Genomic DNA, 18,861 nt, shown 5'->3' with positions numbered 1-18,861 from the left:
CCCGCGCCCTACTCGACTGCCTGTCAAGCCTGGTCACCCCACTCAGTGAAGCGTCCCGCAGGTCACCGACCTGCGGGACGACCGGTCATCGGCCCGTCCTCCAGCGAACAGGAATCATTCCACCACGTTCGGGTTGGCCGGTTTGTCCGACGCCCAGGTCTCCTCGTCCTCGACGAGATAGTCAGGGCGCTTGCCGTCCTTCTCCTTGTCCTTCTTACGACGCTGGGAATCCCCGATCGGCATCCCCGGTCCCATGCCGGCGCCGGAGTTCGTACCCAGCTCTCCCCTGGCCCGGCCGCGGGCCCCGAGGCCGGAACCGCCTTCGGTGAAGGCCTGCTTCGCGCCTGACCCGCCGCCCGGACGCGCGCCCCCGCCGACGATGCCTCCGGTCCGCCCCGGCAGGGCGCTTCCGGGGCGAGCGGCAGCGCGGCCTCCCGTGCCGAAGCCGCCTTCATAGCCCTCGCCCACGCCGAAGGCCTTACCCCCGCGGGCGCCGGCCTTGCCGGGAGCGCCCGTCGTACGACCGAAGGCGTCCTTGTTCTGCGTCACGCCGCCCTTGCCCGGGTCGTTGCCCTGCCCTCCCTTGCCACCCAGAATCGGCCCACCGCCGGCCGGGCCGGGCCCGCCCTCGATGCCACCCTTCGGGACGCCAATGGGCGGACCGGGATTGGAAGTCGGGTTAGTGGTGTTGGTGGACAGCGGGCTGGTACCAGGCGTACTGGAGGGAGTGATCGTCGTACCGTCGATCGCGGTGCCCGGTCCGTAGTTCGTGACGGATGGAGGCTTGGGAGCCGCCTGAGCGGTGCCACCCTTGATGCCTGAATCCGTCCTCGGCGGTGTCGGCGTCGGTTTCGTCACCGCGGGCTTCGGTGCCGGACGCTCGGCGGCCTTGCCCAGCGGAGTCGCCGATCCCCCGCTGGCAGTCGGCGCCGTTCCCGTACCACCGGTGTAGCCCATACCTGCCATGACGGCACTCAGCGCCGGCGCCCCTGCGGACGGGTCGGCAGGAGTGGCGGAGACGTCTCGAACATCATCCTTGTGCTCAAGCCGCGGCGGCTTCAGCATCGGCGTGGCCACCCGGTAGTGCATCGCCAGCGTCTGCATGACCGCCGCCGCTTCGGCCTTCTTCTGCTCGGCGACGGCCGTCTTCGTGTCCTCGTCGTCGCCGCCGAAGATGGACGAGACCGTGTCACCCACGCCGTCGGTGAACTGTTCCCAGCCGCTGGGCTCTTCGGGCATGTCGCGCTTGGCCTGGGAGATGGCCTCGGACAGGTGCTTGAGCGTGTTGGCGGCGTCGTTGGCGTAGGAGGACGCGTTGTTGATGGTGGCCGCGAGCTGGAGCATGCGCTTGTGGAAGGCGTCGCTGGTGCTGCCCTCCCAGCTGACGGCGGCCTCTGTGCTGGCGCGGGTGAGGGTGGCGCGGATGGCCTTGAGGGTGTCGGCGGCGCGGCGCCAGGGGTCGCTGGCGGCCATCACCTCGCCGGGGTTGAGGGCCTGCGCCATCTTCCGGAGTTCGGCGTGGCTGTAGTCGTTGAACTTGGTGTAACCCGAGCCGCTCATCGGTGGCCGTCTCCGTTCTCCAGGGGCTTCCGGCGTGGGGCGCTCATCGCTCGGACTTTCCGCCGGTGTGCTTGGCCGGGGTGACGGTCTGGGCGTAGGCGGCGGTGCTGGTGGCGGAGGGGCTGGCGACCGACCAGCCGTCGTCGCCGAGTTTCAGCTTGCCCGAGGTGCGGTGTTCCTGCTCCTCGTAGTTGGTGGCGGTGAGTTCGGCCTTCTTCTGGGCTTCGTCCACGGCGTCCTGGAGCTGGTTGAGGACGTCGCGCAGGCCGTCCCGCATGATCTCGTAGCGGCCGTGCAGTTCGGTGGCCTCCGCGAAGGTACCGAGGGCGTTCTTGCCGACGGCGCTCTGGCCGTGTGCGGTGGTGCCGTCGGCGTGGTGCTGGAACTCGGCCAGCAGTCCGCGTACCTGGGCCGCGAAGGCCCGTAGCTGTTCGACCTCGACCTTGTAGCCGCTGCCGGCCCCGCCGGTCGATCCGGTCCCCGTTGCCACTTTCCGGCGCCTCCCCCGTGCGTCCGTCGTTCCGCTGTCCTGTACAGCCCCGAAGACACATGTCTAACACATGGTCCGGGCCGGGAGAATGGTGCTTCGGCCGAACCACGGGTGGCCTGCTGCGCCGTCAGTTCGCGGGCGTCCCCTCCTGCAGGGCGGTGAGGGTGCGGCGGCAGAGCGAGTCGGCATGGCGGGTGGTTTCGGGCAGCCGGTACTGGCGGGCGAGGGCCAGGGTGGTGTCGACGGCCTCGGCCAGGCCGATGCGGTGGCCGACGGAGACGAAGACCGGTTTGACGCCGGCCCGGGTACGGACGGCGCGACCGACCTCCTCGCCGGTGGCGGGGTCGGTGAGCGGGGTCCAGGAGCCACGGGGGGCGTCGGGTGCGCGGTGGTCGAAGGTGAACGGGGTCTTGGCGACGCCGATGGTGCGCAGACCGGTGAGCACACCGAGGTGGCTGGCGAGGCCGAGGCGGCGCGGGTGGGCAAGGCCGTAGCCGTCGCAGACGACGGTGCCGGGGGTGTGGGTGAGCCGTTCCAGGGCGCCGAGGACGGTGGGGAGTTCGCGGAAGGCGAGCAGGCCGGGGACGTAGGGGAAGGCGATCCGGTCGACGGCGGTGGTCTCTTCGACGACGGCGAGGCTGTCGAGGTCGAGCACGACGGCGGCGGCGACCACGAGGTCCCGCTCGTCGTCGTAGGCGACGTCGACGCCGGCGATCAGCCGGTCGTCCGCCGTGCCGGAAGGGGCGGGGCCGTGCGGCTGGACGAGTGGGCGGAGCCGTTCCTGTTCGGCGATCGCCTCGGTCTCGGTGGTGGGCCAGTCGGCGACGGGCACGGTGGTTCCCCCTGGATGTGTGGACGGTGCGGTCGCGATCACCGTACCGAGCGGGGCGGACGACCCCGCGGTGAGCCTGTGCGCCCCCCGTGCCCCGGACCCGGCGGGTTAGGCTGCACTTACCGAACTCCCCTACCGGGTAGGAACATTCGGTACGGCACCACCCGCCCGTTTCCCCCGACGTGCGAAGGACCGACGCCATGCCGCGCCCGACCACCGCCCAGATCTGCCTCGGTACCTTCACCGTCGTCGCCGCCACCGTGGCGCTGCTGGCCGTCTCGGGCGTCTCGGGCGTCCTGGAGGTCGCGGTGCTGGTGGGGTTCGCGCTCGCGCTCGGCACGCTGGTGACGCTGCTGTCACTGTCCACCGCCGCGCAGCGCGGGGCCCATGCACCGAAGCCGACTCCGACGCCGGGACCGGCACCCGCAGCCACTCCCGCACCGGCGCCCGCAACCGCGCCCACGCCCACGCCCGCAGGACAGGAGTACGCCCGGCAGCGCTGAGGCGCCACCGGGCGGTACCGGGCGGTGCCGGGCTCACCGGCGCTCAGACCATGGAGACCACCACGGTCGCTCAGACCGTCGAGACCACCACGGTCTTGGCGGCCTTGTCGTGGATGCACTGGCGGTACGGCTTGTCGAAGACGCCGAACAGGCCGTCGATCAGCCACCACAGGGCGGCGCAGCAGACGAGCGCCGGAAGGATGAAGACGGCGGACCTGGTCCAGGCGGCGGACGGGGTCGGCGTACTGCCGTCGATCAACATGGCTGCGCGGATCTTCATGGCCTTCTTGCCGAGGGTCTGGCCGTCCCGGCTGAGCATCAGACCGTCGTAGACCAGGTACAGCAGACAGGCGAGCCAGAACGCGCCGGCCGAGCCGGAGCGGTCGCTGAGGCTGGCGAAGGGCAGTACCAGCAGGAGTGCAACGACCTGCACCAGCACGTAGTCGATCAGCTGCGCGAGGATGCGGTTCGGCCAACTGCCGAGGGGTGGCATCCCGGGGACGGGCCCGGCGCCCGGCGTGCCGTGGCCGGTGGGGCCGTAGCCGGGCGGCGGCTGGTCGTAGGGCGACTGGCCGGGACCCTGCCCGTACGGTGGCTGCCCGTACGGCGAACCGCCGGGGGTGCCGCCGTAGTTGCCGCCGTACGCGCCGGGGCGGTCGTCGGGGCCGCTGGGCTGTGGGTTTCCGTACGGGTCCGACGGCGCACCTTCCGGCGTGCCGCCGGCCGGCTGTGGGGGCTGCTTGTCGAAGGAGGGCTTGCCGCCCCCCTCCGGCTCGGGGCCTGAGGGATTGGAGGTGCTCATTCCCCGAGTAGAACATCGCACATTCTCTGGACTTCGGATATTTAGTCCGTTTTGCCCGGCAACCTCCGTGGAGCCTGGTCAGGCCCGGACGACCCGGGTGCGGCCCGCCCGGTCGTGCCAGCCACGCCGGGCCGGGCGGTCGAAGACCGGCCAGACGAGTCCGAGCAGCAGGACCGCCGAGACGTTCCTGACCAGCCATCGGCAGAGCGAGCGGCCGAAGGTCAGCCGGACGCGGGCTGCCGAGGGGGCCGCGTCGATCACCTTGATCCGGGCCAGCCGCTTGCCGAAGGTCTGGCCGGTGCGGGCGGTCGGCAGGACCTCGTAGAGCAGGCCGACGAAGGCGAGGATGCCGACCAGGACGGCGAACTTGCCGACCACCACGCCGTCCACCAGCCAGACGTCGACCTGGCGGCGGGTGAGTGAGCTGGCCATCCGGGCCTGGTCGAGTTTGTCCTGCAGGTGGGTCTGGACGGAGCTGCCGAGCGGGATGGCTGCCGCGATGGCGACGACGGCCAGCACGACGGTGTCCACCAGCCGGGCGGCCAGCCTGCGGCCGAGGCCGGCCGGGACCGGCGGGGCGGGCCGTCGGCGGGCTGCCGGGCGCGGCGCGGACGCGGCGGACGCCGGACGCGCAGCGGGCACCGTGCGCCCGGCGGGCACCGTGCGCATCGGGCGGGTGGCGGGCACCGGGGCAGGGGCGGGCGCGTTGGCCGCGCCCTGCACCGGGACCGGCTCCGGCTCCACAACGGGTTCCGATTCGGGTTCGGGTTCGGGTGCCGACCCGGGCGCCGGCCGGGGTGCCGACCGGGGCTCCCACCCGGGCTCGGCACCCGGCGCGGGCACAGGAACGGCGGCCCGTAGGGCCACCGGCACCGGGACCGGAACGACCTCGGCGTCGGCAACCGCCGGCCCGCCCACCGGCTCGACGGCCTGTGCCGCCACCGGATCGCCCGCCTCCGCAGCCGGCTCCACCCCGGGCAGCACGCCCCAGGAGACCCAGCGCGGCGCACCGCCCGTATCCATCAGCCCCCGCTGCGCCCGCGGATCGACCTGCCAGCCGGACGGGTCCTCGCCCGTGGCGCCGGACCAGCCCTCCGCCTCACCCTCCGCGCCCGCCGGCCGGAACACCGGCCCGCCGGCCAGCTGCGGCCCGAGGGTGAACGATGCCCCGCCCGCCGTCTGGTCCAGGTACACCGGCCCGGTCTCTCCCGGCAGCGGCTCCGGCGCCCGCTCGGCGACGGCCGCCGCATCCACCCCGCCCCCCGCGTCCACCGCGCCCACCGGATCCACCGGATCCACCGGATCCACCGGATCCACCCCATCCGCCGGACTCACCCCGCCCCCCGCGCCCACCTCGGCCACCTCGGCCGCGTCGACCACCGGAGCCACCGCATCCGGAGCCACCGGCGGCGGTGCGTACCGCGCCCCGACGCCCGCACCCGCAGCCCCCGCCGCGCCGCTGCGACGGGCCACGAACCGCGGCGGCTCCAGCACCTCGCCCTCCGCCGGCGCGGGCCGGCTGCTCCCGGGCACCCAGGCCGTGCCACCCCAGTAACGGACGAAGCCGGGGACGGAGGGGTCGGGGTAGTAGCCCGGCGTGGGGCCGACGGCCGTGTCCTTGCCGCCGGCGAAGGGCCGGTCCGTCATGGGGGTCTTCTTTCCTGGCAGGGCCGATGCGGCGCACCCGGCGAGCAGTACACGCGGTGGCGGCTCGGGCGACACGGGTGGCTTCGCCGTCGGCGCGCGCGAGGGTACCGCCGGATGGGCGGACAGTCGCCGGGCAGTCACAAAGGGTAGTACCTCGGAAGCCCCGAGACTGGAACTTGGCCAATCACCGGACAGCCCTGGCCCAGCCGGGGTAAGGACGGGGGCGCACAGGGGGCGATCACGCGCCCCCGCGCCCGCTTTCACCACAGCCGGTCCGCAGCCCGCAGAAGTCCGCGAGGAAAACCCGGAAACGTGTGTAAGAACGCCCTCCGCCCGCGCTCTCCAAGGTCACAGGGCCCGAAACCGGGCACGAACCGCAGGCAGAGAGGAACCGATCATGGAGCGCCCGACGAGCGTGGTGGAGCAGGAGCTGGAGCTCAACCTGGTGCTCTCCCCCGAGCACAGCGTCCCCGTCCCGGCCCGTCTGTCCTACAGCAGCCACGACCCGTACGCCGTGCACATCACCTTCCACCTGGACACGGGCTCGCCGGTCACCTGGGTGTTCGCCCGCGAGCTGCTGGTGGAGGGCACCTTCCGCCCGTGCGGGCAGGGCGACGTGCGGATATGGCCGACCAGGTCGGGCCGGCGCAGCGTGCTCTGCATGGCGCTGAGCTCGCCGGCCGGGGACGCGCTGCTGGAGGCACCGCTGCCGGCGGTGGCCGCCTGGCTGGAGCGGGCGCACCGGCTGGTTCCGCCGGGCAGCGAGCTGGCCGTGCTGGACATGGACGGCTCGCTCGCCGAACTGCTCGCGTGAGTGCGCGCGACCTGGTCGCGCGGCGCGACTCAGGAGCCTCCGACGGCTCGGCAGACCCCGACGGCCACCCGGCAGTCCCCGGTGACCTGGCCCGCCCCGACGACTCAGCGGGCCGCGGGGGCCTGCTGACGGTCGCGCGCGGGGCCCTGGTGGCCGTCGCCCGCCCGCTGCCCGGGCAGCCGGACGAGCGGAGCGCCGGCGGCCCGCCGCCGTGCCCTTATCCGTAGCGCGGCGGCCAGCAGGAAGCAGATCCCGACCAGGGGGTAGACGGAGGTCGGGATCTGGCGGAGCGGCGAGAGGTGCAGGACGAGCGCGCCCACCGGCTTCGCGGCCCACATCGCGAAGGAGAGGAAGGCGACCAGCGTGGCCCCGAAGGCGGCGCGCCAGCGCACCTTGCGGACGGCGGCCGGACGGCCCTGCTCGACCGCCGCCTCGCAGGCGAGCAGGGCGAGCACGGGCACGCACCAGACCCAGTGGTGGGTCCAGCTGATCGGCGAGATCAGCGCGGCGGTGACGGCGGCGCAGCAGACGCCCCACGCCTCGGCGCGCGGCAGCCAGCGGGAGCTGGCGGAGGCCCAGGCGGCGACGGCGAGGCCGGCCACCGCGACCAGGCCGGCGCCCAGGGTGGCGACGGTGCCGGGATCGGCGGTGTGCAGCAGCCGGGCGAAGGCGCCGCGGAGCGACTGGTTGTCGACGATCTCGGTCTTGCCGACCCGGGTGGAGTCGTAGAGGTACTTGGTCCAGAAGCCCCAGGTGGCGTCCGGCAGCACCAGCGCACCGATCAGGAAGGTGCCGAGGAAGGTGAAGCCGGCCACGAAGGCGGCCCGGATCCGGCCGGTGAGCAGCAGGTAGACGGCGAACAGGCCGGGCGTGAGCTTGATGCCGGCGGCGATGCCGATCGCGACGCCCTTGCTGCGGCGGCCGTCCGGGCGGGTGAGGTCCCAGAGGATGAGGCAGGCCAGGGCGAGGTTGATCTGGCCGTAGCGCAGCGTGGTGAAGACGGGTTCGAGCCAGACCCCGGCGCCGGTGACCAGGATCACGCCGATGGGGCGCAGTTCCCGGCGCGGCCAGCCGACGAGCTTGAACGACAGGTGGGTGAGGACCGCGAGCAGCCCGAGGTTGCCGAGCGTGATCGCGACCCGGAGGAACGGGACCGGGAACCAGGTCGTCGGCACGAACAGCATCGCGGCGAACGGCGGGTAGGTGGCGGGCAGGTTCCACTCGGTGACGCGCAGGCCGTAGAGGTCGCGGCCGTCGGCCACTGCGGCGCCCTCGGCCCGGTAGACGATCATGTCGACCATCGAGGTGTGGACGAAGTGCCGGACCACCGCGTAGACCACGAGGGACAGCAGAGCCACGGCGGAGACGGCCAGCAGCGGTCGGCGCGGGGCCTCGCGCAGGGCCCGCAGGGGTGCGCCGAGGGCGCCCGCGAGGCGGTCCGGCCGGGGGGCGAGCGCCGGGTCGGGTGCGGTCTGCACCGGGCTGTGCTCGTCTTGCACCGCTGTCACTGTTCGCTCCGTCCACCGCTGGGCCAACCAGCGACGATACCGGATGCCCGTCGGACAGGCCCGCCGGATCCGTCACGGAAAGTAGTCGCAGGCGGGGCGAGAGCCTGCCCGCGCGCGTACGCGGGCAGGTGGGCGAACGCCCCGGCCGGCCGTGCTCCGTTGCAGGCGGATCACGGCCGGCCGGCGCCCCGGGGGAAGCTCGGGGAAGGGGCGGGGAAGGCGGGGAGGGGTCGGGGAAAGGTCCGCCGAGAGGCGGGCGGGCTCAGCCCGTGTAGGCGCCGAGGGCCCGGGTGAACTCCAGCGGCTGCTGGGCGATGCTGCTGCAGGAGGCGTCGGCATAGGCCTTGGCGCCGCCCTCGCAGGCCTTGTCGCGGGTGCCGGACCACATAGCCAGCCAGGCCAGGTGCTTGGCCCGCGCGAAGTCGGCGAGCTGCTTGGCGTCGGCCACGGTGAAGACCTCGCTGGCCACGTCGTTGACGCCGATCATCGGGGTGACGGCGACCTTGCGCCAGGCGGTGGCGTCGTCCACGCCGAGGACGCTCTTCACCTGGGCCTGGGTGGCGGTGGCGGCGGCGATGGCGTACTTGCCCATCTGCCCCTGCGGGTTCGGGGCGACGCCGTCGCCGAAGTCCATCGCCATGATGTTGACCGCGCCGATCGCGACACCGTTGTTCTTGGCGTCGGCGACCAGGTTGACGCCCTCCTGGGTCAGGCCGGAGGGCAGCGCGGGCAGGGTGAAGGAGACGTCCAGGGCCTTGCCCTTGGCGGCGGCGTTCTTCTGCAGCTGGGCGATGGCCTGAGCACGGCGGGTGTTGGCCGCGGCGTTGGCGATCGCGCCGCCCTCCACGTCGAAGTCGACCTTGGTGAGGCCGAAGGTGTCGACGGTCTTCTGGTAGACGGCCGTGAGGTCGGCCGCCGAGGAGCAGGTGAGGGCCGGCTCGCTGCCGTTGGCGCCGCCGAAGGAGACCCGGACGTCGCCGCCGACGGCCCGCAGCGCGCCGATCTGGGCGGCCACAGCGTCGGCGGCGAGGTCCGTGACGCCGCCCCACTTCGGGGTGCAGCCGCCGCCGGAGACCACGAAGGCGAGGTTGAAGTTCCTGACGCCGGTGGCCTTGGCGGTGGCGACGAGGTCGTACGGCGGGTAGAGCGAGGTGTCCACGTACGGGGCGAACCCGGCGCCCCCCGGCGCCGGGGTGGGGGTTCCGGTGGGGCTCGGGGTGGCGCTGGTGGGGGCAGCGGTGGGGCTGGGTGAGGCGGTGGTGGGCTTGGCCGTGGCGGTCGGGCTCGGCGGCGCCGTGGTGGGCTTCGCGGTCGCGGTCGGCGTCGCGGTGGGGGCCGTGGTCGGCGAGGCGGAGGGCGTGGTGGTCGGACGGCCCGAGGGGGTCGGCGCGGGGCCGTCGCCGGCCTTGCAGGAGACGTTGTCGATCAGGCAGTTGCCCGGCTCGGCCTGGGCGGCGCCGGCGCCCTGGGCGACGAAGCCGACCACCACGCTCTTGCCGGGCTCCAGACGCTTGTTCCACGACTCGGGCCTGACGGTGATGTGCTGCCCGTCGGCGCTGAAGGTGGCGTTCCAGAGCGAGTCGATCTTCGCCCCGGCCGGCAGGTCGAAGGTCAGCGTCCAGTTCTCGATCGCGCTGCCGTCCGGGTTGGTGACCAGGTACTGGCCGGTGTAGCCGGCGTCCCAGGTGCTGGTGCGGCTGTAGACGGCGCCGAGCGAGGCGGCGCTGGCCGAGGAGGCGAGGACGACGACGCCGCCGGTGACCAGCGCGGCGGCGACCGCCGAGGCCCCGATGACGACGCCCTTGCGGCTGCGCCGGCGGTGGCCTGAACGGCGGTTGGGCTGAGTCGGCATGGTGGCGTACCTCCGCGGGTGGCAACTGGGGCCGGACGGGGTCGCCGCGGCCGGGCAGGGGTCCGTGGACCCGTTGCGGGCGGCGTGCCCCGGCTCGGTCGGGTGACCGGCGCGGATGACGCTAGCGGTGCCGGATGGCCGAAACCGGCCCCCTGAGCGAGGGGTACAGCTCCCTTAGGGCCCGCTTAAGGAAGAGAGAGGGGAGGAGCGGCCCGGGAGAGGGAGACCGCCCGGAACGCGCGCGGGGGATCCGGACCGCGGGCTCACCGCCCGCCGGTGGTCACCGTTGGAACAGCGTGTTGCGGCTGCGCCGGCGGCTGGCGCGGGCCGGGGCGCCGTCGGGCCGGGCCTGGAGCCGCAGCCGGATCTCGGCGCCGCCGAGCACGGCGGAGCGGCCGAGGGCGAGGTCGCCGCCGGTGGCCTCGGCGAGCTTGCGGACGATGTCCAGGCCGAGGCCGGTGGAGCCGTCACCGCCGTGGCCCTGGCCGCGTTGGAGGGCGGACTCGGGATCGGTGAAGCCCGGGCCGGCGTCGCCGACCAGGACGATGACGGAGCTCTCGGTGGCCAGCACGTCCACCGAGAAGGCGGTGCCGACGGTGGTGTGCCGGAACACGTTGCCGAGCAGTGCGTCCACGGCCGCGGCGAGGTCGCCGCGCTGGACCGGCACCGGGACGGGCCGGTCGGCGCCGGCCAGCTGCCAGCGGCGGCCCTCGTCCTCGGCGAGCGCGGACCAGAAGCCGACCCGCTCCTGGATCACCTCGGCGGCGTCGCAGCCGACGGTGACGGCGGGCGCGGCCTCGGGGGCGCGGCGGGCCGAGCGGATGATCTGGTCGACCTCGCGTTCCAGCTGGGAGACGGCGTGGCGGGTGGCGTCGGCGGCGTCGCCCTCGCCGAGCGAGGCGGCGTTGAGCCGCAGCACGGTGAGCGGGGTGCGCAGCCGGTGCGACAGGTCGGCGGCCAACTCTCGCTCGGCGGCCAGCAGTTGGACAACACGGTCGGCCATCGCGTTGAACGCGTGGCCGGCCTCGCGCAGTTCCTCGGGGCTGCCGGCGCTCCGCGGGCCGTCGACCGGCACCCGGACGGCGAGGTTGCCGCCGCCGAGCGAGCGCGCGGCCGCGGCCAGCCGGCGGGCGGAGGCCACGATCCGCGCGCCCATCCGGTCGGCGACCAGCACCGAGATGGCCACCAGCGCGAGTGCGACCGCGGAGAGCACCAGCCAGGCGGTGGAGACGCCCCGGGTGAGGTCGCCGTCGGCGACGAACACCTCGACCACCGCGGTCCGGCCGGTGTCGACGGCGACCGGCTGGAGCAGGGCGAAGCCGCCGGGCACCTCGACGGTGAACGAGCGGCCCTGGCCGCCCGCCGTGGCCACGTCGGCGGCCAGGGCGCGGGCCTCGCCGATGGTCGCGCCGCCGTCCGGCCCGGCCATCGCCGTCGCGCCGGATGCCGTCACGCCGGGCGGTGTCGCCACGGGCAGGGTCGCGCCGGGCGGTGTCGCCACAGGCAGGGTCGCGCCGGGCGGTGTCGCCACAGGCAGGGTCGCCACGGCCGGTGTCGCGCCGGGCGGTGTCGCCACAGGCAGGGTCGCCACGGCCGGTGGCGCGCCCGGCCCGCCGGGCGGGGCGGACGGCGCCGGGGAGGCCGGCGGAGCCGGGGCGCCCGCCCCCGTCGGCAGCGGCAGGTGGACCGCCATCCGCCGCTGCGCGCCGGCGTCCGTACTGGCCACCGCGCGGGCGATGGCGTCCTGGTCGGTGGTGATGGCGAGGGCCGGTCCGAGCGCCGCCGCCTGCCGCTCGGCCGCCGTGAACGCCCGGTCCCGGGCGGTCTGTTGGACCATCAGCCCGAGCGGGATGAGGAAGGCCAGCGCGACCATGGTGGTTCCGGCCACGGCGGCCTTGATCAGGGCCCAGCGCAGCGAGTGCCCGGACCTCCTCATGTCCGGCGCTCCGCGGGGGCGGGCCCGGGCCCGGCCGGGTGCTCGGCCGCCTCCAGCCGGACGCCGACGCCGCGCACCGTGTGCAGGTAGCGGGGGTTGGAGGCGGTCTCGCCGAGCTTGCGGCGCAGCCAGGAGAGGTGGACGTCGATGGTCTGGTCGCCGCCGTAGGTCTGGCGCCACACCTCGGCCAGGATCTCCTTGCGCGGGACGACCACGCCGGGCCGGGCGGCGAGGAAGGCCAGCAGGTCGAACTCACGCCGGGTCAGGTCGAGCGGCCGGCCGTCCAGGGCGGCCTCGCGGCGCTGGAGGTCGATGGCGAGCCCGCCGACCCTGAGCACCTGGGCGACCGGTGCGGTGCCGCCGCCGAGCCGGCGCAGCACGGCGGCCATTCTGGCGCTGAGGTGTTCCCCGGAGAAAGGTTTCACCAGGTAGTCGTCGGCACCGTCGTTGAGCAGCCGGACGATCTCGGCCTCGTCGTCCCGGGCGGTGGAGATGATCACCGGCACGTTGGTCAGCCCGCGGATCATCTTCAGCGCCTCGCTGCCGTCCAGATCGGGCAGTCCGAGGTCGAGGATCACCAGGTCACAGCCGACCTGGGCGACCTCGCGCAGCGCCTCGAGCGCCGTGCCCACACTGCGGACCGCGTGGCCGGTGTCGGTCAGGTGTCGGATGAGGGCGGAGCGTACGAAGGGGTCGTCCTCGACCACGAGCACTGTTGCCATGGCCCTGCACGGTACGCCATCGGCCTCCGGTGGTCTGTACCTCGGGTGGGTCCGGACCGGCGACGCGACCGGCCGCGGGAGAGGTGCCGGGGCCGGGCCGGGGCCGTTCCGGTGCGACCCTCGCGGTCTGTGCAACTTCCCTGCTGAATAGCAGGGGTGCCCACCTGCGGTGCCCCGGAATGCGGCAGGATGTGCGGACGATGCGGAACGGACTGGTACAGCTCGGCGCCTGGGCGGCGGCCACCGGGGCGGCGGTGGCGCTGTCCTGGTTCGGCGTGCACGCGGTGCTGACCGGCGCCGCGTTCGAGCAGCCGACGGCGCTGCCGCTGCCGTCCCCGGCGTCCACCGGGGCACGGACGCCGACGCCCACCACGACGGTCGAGGCGCAGTCCGCACCCCGCTCGGAGCCGCCCGCCTCTCCGGCCTCCCCCACGTCGGCCCCGGCCTCGACGGCCGCCTCGCACAGCGTGGCCCCGCCCGCCAGTGCCCCGCCCTCCTCGCGCCGGCCCTCGCCGACCGCCACCACCACGTCCTCCGTGAGCAGCTACCCGGTGCCGGGCGGCCGGGTGGCGCTGGACCTCAAGGCGGACAGCGCCTCGTTGGTCTCCGCCACGCCGGACCCGGGCTGGCAGATGCAGGTCTGGAACGGTCCGCAGTGGCTGCGGGTGGACTTCACCAAGGGCGACCAGGCCAACTCGGTCTTCGTCGCCTGGAACGGTCACCCGCCGACCGTGGAGACCGCCGTCCGGTGACCGGCTACCACCCCGCGAACGGCACGTACCCGGGGAGGTAGGGGCCGCGGTAGCGGGAGCGGTCGACCAGGGTGTGCCGGGTGCCGCCGGGCACCCCGATCGCGGCGAGCACCACCGTCCCGTGCCGGTCCTGCACCTCGTAGGGCTCGGCGAGCGAGCCGGCGCCGCGGTCCACGGCGTAGTCGTACGCGTAGTAGACGTCGGGCACGGCCACCGCGAGGTCGACCACCCCGTCGCCGTGCCGGGCCAGGTGTCCGGCCAGCTCCCGGCCGCGCGGCCCGATCACCTGGACCAGCGAGGTGATCACGAACCTGGTCCCGGGCGCGTGCAGGACGTAGGAGACGGTCTCCGGCTCGCCGGTCTCGGGGCCGGCGTAGGCGGTACAGCGCAGCCCGAGCGCGGTGGCGTAGCGGCGGGCCGCCCGCGCGGCGTCGCCGACCGCGAAGACCACCGCGTCGGCGCGCCCCATCGGGACGAGGTCGGGTTCCTCCCGGCCCGCGGTGGGCAGCACGGGTTCGGCGGCGGTGTCGGTCATGACGGCCCTCCCGGTAGGCGTACGAGACCACGGTCTGTCCCCGGGGGCCGGTGTGGGGCCCGGCTCACGGGGTTGTGGCTGGAGGGTGGCGCCGCGCCGACCGCCGCGCAACTGTTCCGTTTCCTCCTGGTCAAGGTGTGCTCCGGGGCGGGAGAATCGGCCGCACCGCTGTACAGAATGCCCACCGGAGGACGGAGCCCGCGATGCCCCCCGCCCACTCCCCCAGTGACCCCGACTCCCCTGCCGGGCAGGCGGCTTCCGCCCCGGCGGGCGGCAGCAACGACGCGATCGACGTGCTGGACGGCCGGCTGATCCGGCTGCTCGCCGAGGAGCCGCGGATCGGGGTGCTGGAGTGTTCGCGCCGCCTCCAGGTGGCGCGGGGCACCGTGCAGGCCCGGCTGGACCGGCTCCAGTCCAAGGGGGTGATCGGCGGCTTCGGGCCGGAGGTGGACCCGGCGGCGCTGGGCTACCCGGTGACGGCCTTCGCCACGCTGGAGATCTCCCAGGGGCAGGGCTCCGACGTGCGGGCGCACCTGGCTGCGGTGCCGGAGGTGCTGGAGCTGCACACGATCACCGGTCGCGGGGACATGATGGTGCGGATCGTCGCCCGGTCCAACGCCGATCTCCAGCGGGTGATCGACCGGGTGGTCGGCTTCGACGGGATCGTCCGGTCCTCGACGGCGATCGCCCTGGAGAATCCGGTGCCGTACCGGATCCTGCCGCTGGTGGACCAGGCCGCCGCCGAATAGCCCCGCCGCACCGGCAGGGCGCACCTGCCGATACCGCACCCGCCGCGCCGACGGCTCAGCAGCCGGGGACGGCGCCGCCGGTGCGCAGTGCGTCCAGCGCGGAGACCGCCTCGCCCAGCGTGCCCACCGGGACCAGCCGCAGCCCCTGGGGCGTGTTCACCTTGGCGTCCGCGCACTCGTCCTTGGGCAGCAGGAACACCGTCGCACCGTCCCGGGCGGCGGCCTGGGTCTTCAGCGGCACACCGCCGACCGCGCCGACCATGCCCTGGTCGTCGATGGTGCCGGTGCCCGCGATCTTCAGCCCGCCGGTGAGGTCGCCGCCCTTGCCGTCGCCGGCGAGCTTGTCCACGATGCCCAGTGCCAGCATCTGGCCGGCGCTCGGGCCGCCGATGTCGCCGAGGTCGACCTTCACCTTGACCTGGGCCGGCGAGAGGTGGAGGTAGGAGAGCGCGGCCGTGGTGGCACTGTTCTGCGACTCCGCCATCTGCTGGGCGGTCACCTCCTCCGCCTTGGCGGGGTCGCCCTGCGGGTAGACCGTCTCGGTCGGCCGGATCGCCTCGTCCTGGTCGAACCAGGCCCGCAGCGAGCGCCAGAAGGTGGTCCGCTCGCCCGGGTTGGTCGCCGAGATGGTGACCATCCGCAGCTGGCCGTCGGTGGTCCGTACCGGCGCACCGGTGATGGTGATCACCGGCTTGTCCTGGTAGGTGCCGAGGGTGTCCGCGGTCACACCCGGCCACGTCAGCGTGTACGGCAGCGGGACGAAGGCGGCCACGCCGAACAGCGCGGCGATCAGCACCCCGCAGAGCGTCAGCGCGCGGGTCCGCGGCGAGGTCAGGGCCTTGGGCAGCTTGGAGTCGGACACAGAGGCATCCAAACACACCGGGGCCTACCGCAGGGCGTCGGCGACCTCCGTCGCGGCTTCCACCACCCGGGGGCCGACCCGCTCGGGGACCAGCCCGTTCAGCATCACCACGCCGACACTGCCCTCGATCCCGCTCAGCCCGACCAGCGCGGCGGCCGCGCCGCACGCCCCGGACTGCTCCTCCGCGCGGGTGATGACGAAGCCCTGCTCCGGACGGCGCTGGCTGGGGAAGCCCCGCGCCTCCAGGATCGCCCGCCCGGCGGCGCTCTCGCCCAGCGGGTGGCGCAGCCCGGTCCGGTAGGCGACGTGGAAGTCGGTCCAGCTTGGCTCGACCACGGCCACGGCCAGTGCCTCGTTGCCGTCCACCAGGGTGAGGTGGGCGGTGGCGCCGAGGTCCTCGGCCAGGCTGCGCAGGGCCGGCAGCGCCGCCTCGCGCAGCAGCGGGTGCACCCGGTGGGCCAGCCGCAGCACGCCGAGGCCGACCCGGGCCCGGCCGCCGATGTCCCGGCGGACCAGCCCGTGCTGTTCCAGGGTGGCCAGCAGCCGGTAGACGACGGTCCGGTTGACGGCGAGCCGGGCCGCCAGCTCGGTGACGGTCAGCCCGCGCTCCGAGTCGGCGAGGAGCTTGAGGACCCGGACGCCACGGTCCAAGGTCTGGGAGGTCTCTGCAGTCACGACGCGCAATTCCTTTCCGCGGCGGGTCGCCGGAACGGCGGCGCCGGTCCGGGACTCAAGGTGTCGCACGCAGGCGGGTGGCCGCGCTCGGGCCGCGGTGTGTCGTCCTTGACGTCCTGGCGGTCCTGCGGCGCCCGTCTCGCGGGGGGTTTCCCGGCGGGAGAGCGTGTGGGAAAGGTAGTGAAGGAATTGTCGCGGCGGAAGTGCTTGTCCAAAATTCGGGCATGATCATTTTCGCCCGGCGTGCCAGATGCGGGCAAATGCCCACAATTCACCGGTGGGGACCGGGCGCAGGTCCGAGCACATTCCGAAGTCCGGACAACCGGGCCCGGAGCGGCGCCGCCCGTCCGGGCGACGGTTCGGAGCAGGGTGCGCAGGACCGGCCGGGCCGGTGCACCGCGGGCCCCGCGGTGCACAGGCGGGCGGGCATCGCGAAGCCGGCCGGCCGGGGACGCGGGCACCGCGAAGCCGCCCCGGCCGGAGCCGGGGCGGCGTGCCGCGAACGGCGTGCGCAGGATCAGCCGCGCAGCAGACGGCGCCGGGGGTCCGTGCGGTCGTCGCCGGCGAGGAAGAGGGTGCCGTCGACCAGGACCGGAGGCCGGATGGCCAGCTGGCGGACCGCTACTTCGCCCATTCCCGAATGCGGTCGATCCGCGCCTTCAGCTGATTGACGGTCGCCTGCGCGGTGAGCGGGCCACCGCACTGGCGGCGCAGCTCGTTGTGGATGGTGCCGTGCGGCTGGCTGGTCCGGTGGTGCCAGGCCGCCACCAGCGCGTTCAACTCCTTGCGCAGCTCGCGCAGTTCCTGGTGGGTGACGACCGGTCGCTGCTCGGCCGGCAGCTCCAGCAGGTCGGCCTCCTCGGCCGGCTTGGCCTTGCTGCGCTGGATCTGCCGGTGCTGGCGCTTCTGCAGCAGCATCTGCACCTGGTCCGGCTCCAGCAGGCCCGGGATGCCGAGGTAGTCCTCCTCCTCCTCGCTGCCCGGGTGCGCCTGCATGCCGAACTCCATGGCGTTGTACAGCACCCGGTCGAAGACCGCGTCGGAGCCGATCGCCTCGTAGGAGAACTCGTCGCCGCCGGCGCCGTCCGGCCCGTCGTTGGCCCGCTCGGCCTCGGCGAGCAGCCGGTCCTCCTCGTCGAAGAGCCCCTCGCCCTCCTTCTTCGGCCGGTCCAGCACGTGGTCACGCTGAAGCTCCATCTCGTTGGCGAAGCCCAGCAGCGTCGGGATGGTCGGCAGGAAGACGGAGGCCGTCTCGCCGCGCTTGCGGGCGCGCACGAAACGCCCGACGGCCTGGGCGAAGAACAGCGGGGTGGAGATCGAGGTGGCGTACACGCCTACGGCCAGGCGCGGCACGTCGACGCCCTCGGACACCATCCGGACGGCGACCATCCAGCGCGAGTCGCCCGCCGCGAAGTCGGAGATCCGCTTGGAGGCCTCCGCCTCGTCGGAGAGCACCACGGTGGCCTTCTCGCCGCTGATCTCGCGCAGCATCTTGGCGTAGGAGCGGGCCGTGTTCTGGTCGGTGGCGATCACCAGGCCGCCGGCGTCCGGGATCGCCTTGCGGACCTCGCTCAGCCGGCGGTCGGCGGCCTGCAGCACGCTGGGGATCCACTCGCCCTGCGGGGCCAGCGCGGTGCGCCAGGCCTGGGCGATCAGGTCCTTGGTCATCGGCTCGCCGAGCCGCGCCTCCAGCTCGTCGCCGGACTTGGTGCGCCAGCGCATGTTGCCGCTGTAGGAGAGGAAGATCACCGGGCGGACGACGTGGTCGGCGAGCGCGTGCCCGTAGCCGTAGGTGTAGTCGGCGACCGATTTGCGGATGCCGTCGCCGCCCGCCTCGTACTGGACGAACGGGATCGGGTTGGTGTCCGAGCGGAACGGCGTACCGGTCAGTGCCAGCCGGCGGGAGGCCGGCTCGAAGGCCTCGAAGCAGGCCTCGCCCCAGGACTTGGAGTCACCGGCGTGGTGGATCTCGTCCATGATGACCAGCGTCTTGCGGGCCTCGGTGCGGTTGCGGTGCAGCATCGGGTTCACGCCGACGCCCGCGTAGGTGACCACGATGCCGTGATACTCCCGGGAGAGCGGTCCGGAGGAGTAGGCCGGATCCAGCTTGATGCCTATCCGGGCGGCGGCTTCGGCCCACTGCTTCTTCAGGTGCTCGGTCGGCGCGACGACGGTGATCTGCTGCACCAGGTGGTTGTGGAGCAGATAGGAGGCCAGGGTCAGCGCGAAGGTGGTCTTGCCTGCGCCCGGGGTCGCGACCGCGAGGAAGTCGCGCGGCTGGCTCTCGATGTACTTGTCCAGCGCCCCCTGCTGCCAGGCCCGCAGCTTGCCGGCGGTGCCCCAGGGGGCCCGGCCGGGGAAGGCCGGCGACAGGTGGTGCGAGGAGGTGGACGACGCATGGCCGCCGGCCCGGACGGGCGCGTGCGGCTCCTGCGCGTCGGAGAAGAGCGGCATCGAGGAGGCGGCGGCAGTACTCACGGTCTCCGAGGGGGGATCATCGCAGGTCAGAGGCGGTTTGGCAGCCCTGACCCACGGTCGGGAGGCAATCGGACAACCCGCCCAGCCTACCCGGCCCGGCGCCGTTCGGGCGGCCAGGCCGGGCCCGCGCGCGGCCCGCGCGGC

Annotated in this window: 17 protein-coding genes; 4 read left to right on the top strand and 13 right to left on the bottom strand. The window is 74.0% G+C overall.

Annotated features, from left to right (window positions below; all coding sequences use genetic code 11):
* Positions 1-114 precede the first annotated feature (114 nt).
* The 3 genes from OG286_RS25205 to OG286_RS25195 all read right to left on the bottom strand — a co-directional run bounded on the left by OG286_RS25205 (position 115) and on the right by OG286_RS25195 (position 2,882).
* Entirely contained in the window at positions 115-1,560 is a 1,446-nt protein-coding gene (locus tag OG286_RS25205; RefSeq protein WP_405365787.1) for a WXG100 family type VII secretion target, read from the bottom strand.
* Positions 1,561-1,603: 43 nt separating this feature from the next.
* Positions 1,604-2,050 carry a hypothetical protein gene (locus OG286_RS25200; RefSeq protein ID WP_396322731.1) on the bottom strand — a complete coding sequence of 149 codons (447 nt, stop codon included), beginning with the start codon at positions 2,048-2,050 and terminating at the stop codon, positions 1,604-1,606.
* Between the two features lie 127 nt (positions 2,051-2,177).
* Entirely contained in the window at positions 2,178-2,882 is a 705-nt protein-coding gene (locus OG286_RS25195; protein ID WP_396322732.1) for an endonuclease V, read from the bottom strand.
* 200 nt (positions 2,883-3,082) lie between these two features.
* Between OG286_RS25195 and OG286_RS25190 the strand changes: the two genes are divergently transcribed.
* Positions 3,083-3,385: a hypothetical protein gene (locus tag OG286_RS25190; protein ID WP_405359980.1), complete on the top strand. Its 303-nt coding sequence runs from the start codon at positions 3,083-3,085 to the stop codon at positions 3,383-3,385.
* 70 nt (positions 3,386-3,455) lie between these two features.
* Here OG286_RS25190 and OG286_RS25185 read toward each other — a convergent pair whose 3' ends face one another.
* On the bottom strand, positions 3,456-4,187 hold the full coding sequence (locus OG286_RS25185; protein WP_405359982.1) for an RDD family protein: 732 nt from the start codon (positions 4,185-4,187) through the stop codon (positions 3,456-3,458).
* Between the two features lie 78 nt (positions 4,188-4,265).
* On the bottom strand, positions 4,266-5,834 hold the full coding sequence (locus OG286_RS25180; protein ID WP_405365786.1) for an RDD family protein: 1,569 nt from the start codon (positions 5,832-5,834) through the stop codon (positions 4,266-4,268).
* A 397-nt stretch (positions 5,835-6,231) separates the two neighbouring features.
* Between OG286_RS25180 and OG286_RS25175 the strand changes: the two genes are divergently transcribed.
* The gene (locus tag OG286_RS25175; protein WP_396322736.1) at positions 6,232-6,648 is read left to right on the top strand and encodes an SsgA family sporulation/cell division regulator; all 417 of its coding nucleotides are present in this window, start codon (positions 6,232-6,234) and stop codon (positions 6,646-6,648) included.
* Between the two features lie 104 nt (positions 6,649-6,752).
* Here the strand turns inward: OG286_RS25175 and OG286_RS25170 are convergent, their stop codons facing one another.
* From OG286_RS25170 to OG286_RS25155, 4 genes are all read right to left on the bottom strand, one after another.
* Complete coding sequence (locus OG286_RS25170; RefSeq protein WP_396322737.1) at positions 6,753-8,156, bottom strand: glycosyltransferase 87 family protein; 1,404 nt, start codon at positions 8,154-8,156, stop codon at positions 6,753-6,755.
* A gap of 262 nt (positions 8,157-8,418) precedes the next feature.
* Positions 8,419-10,008: a cellulose binding domain-containing protein gene (locus tag OG286_RS25165; RefSeq protein ID WP_405359987.1), complete on the bottom strand. Its 1,590-nt coding sequence runs from the start codon at positions 10,006-10,008 to the stop codon at positions 8,419-8,421.
* A gap of 280 nt (positions 10,009-10,288) precedes the next feature.
* Positions 10,289-11,944 carry an ATP-binding protein gene (locus OG286_RS25160; protein ID WP_405365785.1) on the bottom strand — a complete coding sequence of 552 codons (1,656 nt, stop codon included), beginning with the start codon at positions 11,942-11,944 and terminating at the stop codon, positions 10,289-10,291.
* On the bottom strand, positions 11,941-12,666 hold the full coding sequence (locus OG286_RS25155; protein ID WP_396322740.1) for a response regulator transcription factor: 726 nt from the start codon (positions 12,664-12,666) through the stop codon (positions 11,941-11,943). The genes OG286_RS25160 and OG286_RS25155 overlap by 4 nt, the downstream gene beginning before the upstream one ends.
* A gap of 200 nt (positions 12,667-12,866) precedes the next feature.
* On the opposite strand from OG286_RS25155, the gene OG286_RS25150 reads away from it, so the two are divergent.
* Positions 12,867-13,418, top strand: coding sequence for a hypothetical protein (locus OG286_RS25150; RefSeq protein ID WP_396322741.1), 552 nt, complete (start codon positions 12,867-12,869; stop codon positions 13,416-13,418).
* Positions 13,419-13,422: 4 nt separating this feature from the next.
* Here OG286_RS25150 and OG286_RS25145 read toward each other — a convergent pair whose 3' ends face one another.
* The gene (locus tag OG286_RS25145; RefSeq protein WP_396322742.1) at positions 13,423-13,953 is read right to left on the bottom strand and encodes a VOC family protein; all 531 of its coding nucleotides are present in this window, start codon (positions 13,951-13,953) and stop codon (positions 13,423-13,425) included.
* Positions 13,954-14,156: 203 nt separating this feature from the next.
* Between OG286_RS25145 and OG286_RS25140 the strand changes: the two genes are divergently transcribed.
* On the top strand, positions 14,157-14,702 hold the full coding sequence (locus OG286_RS25140; protein WP_396322743.1) for an Lrp/AsnC family transcriptional regulator: 546 nt from the start codon (positions 14,157-14,159) through the stop codon (positions 14,700-14,702).
* Between the two features lie 55 nt (positions 14,703-14,757).
* On the opposite strand, the gene OG286_RS25135 is transcribed toward OG286_RS25140, so the two are convergent.
* The 3 genes from OG286_RS25135 to OG286_RS25125 all read right to left on the bottom strand — a co-directional run bounded on the left by OG286_RS25135 (position 14,758) and on the right by OG286_RS25125 (position 18,693).
* Entirely contained in the window at positions 14,758-15,564 is an 807-nt protein-coding gene (locus OG286_RS25135) for a S16 family serine protease (protein WP_396322744.1), read from the bottom strand.
* Positions 15,565-15,588: 24 nt separating this feature from the next.
* A complete protein-coding gene (locus OG286_RS25130) occupies positions 15,589-16,239 on the bottom strand; it encodes an IclR family transcriptional regulator (RefSeq protein ID WP_380316659.1) in 651 nt (216 codons plus the stop codon).
* A gap of 621 nt (positions 16,240-16,860) precedes the next feature.
* Complete coding sequence (locus tag OG286_RS25125) at positions 16,861-18,693, bottom strand: DEAD/DEAH box helicase (protein ID WP_405363714.1); 1,833 nt, start codon at positions 18,691-18,693, stop codon at positions 16,861-16,863.
* Between the last annotated feature and the right edge of the window lie 168 nt (positions 18,694-18,861).

Origin of the sequence: Kitasatospora sp. NBC_00039 (genome assembly GCF_045160625.1) — a bacterium.
Taxonomy (GTDB): domain Bacteria; phylum Actinomycetota; class Actinomycetes; order Streptomycetales; family Streptomycetaceae; genus Kitasatospora.
The sequence above is the reverse complement of the archived record's forward strand: the minus strand, read 5'-3'. Positions and strand labels throughout refer to the sequence as shown.

Coding starts and splice junctions, on each gene's coding strand:
- OG286_RS25150 (WP_396322741.1), top strand. CDS start 12,867: ATGCGGAACGGACTGGTACAGCTCGGCGCCTGGGCGGCGGCCACCGGG.
- OG286_RS25145 (WP_396322742.1), bottom strand. CDS start 13,953: ATGACCGACACCGCCGCCGAACCCGTGCTGCCCACCGCGGGCCGGGAG.
- OG286_RS25125 (WP_405363714.1), bottom strand. CDS start 18,693: ATGCCGCTCTTCTCCGACGCGCAGGAGCCGCACGCGCCCGTCCGGGCC.
- OG286_RS25185 (WP_405359982.1), bottom strand. CDS start 4,187: ATGAGCACCTCCAATCCCTCAGGCCCCGAGCCGGAGGGGGGCGGCAAG.
- OG286_RS25205 (WP_405365787.1), bottom strand. CDS start 1,560: ATGAGCGGCTCGGGTTACACCAAGTTCAACGACTACAGCCACGCCGAA.
- OG286_RS25175 (WP_396322736.1), top strand. CDS start 6,232: ATGGAGCGCCCGACGAGCGTGGTGGAGCAGGAGCTGGAGCTCAACCTG.
- OG286_RS25190 (WP_405359980.1), top strand. CDS start 3,083: ATGCCGCGCCCGACCACCGCCCAGATCTGCCTCGGTACCTTCACCGTC.
- OG286_RS25155 (WP_396322740.1), bottom strand. CDS start 12,666: ATGGCAACAGTGCTCGTGGTCGAGGACGACCCCTTCGTACGCTCCGCC.
- OG286_RS25160 (WP_405365785.1), bottom strand. CDS start 11,944: ATGAGGAGGTCCGGGCACTCGCTGCGCTGGGCCCTGATCAAGGCCGCC.
- OG286_RS25180 (WP_405365786.1), bottom strand. CDS start 5,834: ATGACGGACCGGCCCTTCGCCGGCGGCAAGGACACGGCCGTCGGCCCC.
- OG286_RS25165 (WP_405359987.1), bottom strand. CDS start 10,008: ATGCCGACTCAGCCCAACCGCCGTTCAGGCCACCGCCGGCGCAGCCGC.
- OG286_RS25140 (WP_396322743.1), top strand. CDS start 14,157: ATGCCCCCCGCCCACTCCCCCAGTGACCCCGACTCCCCTGCCGGGCAG.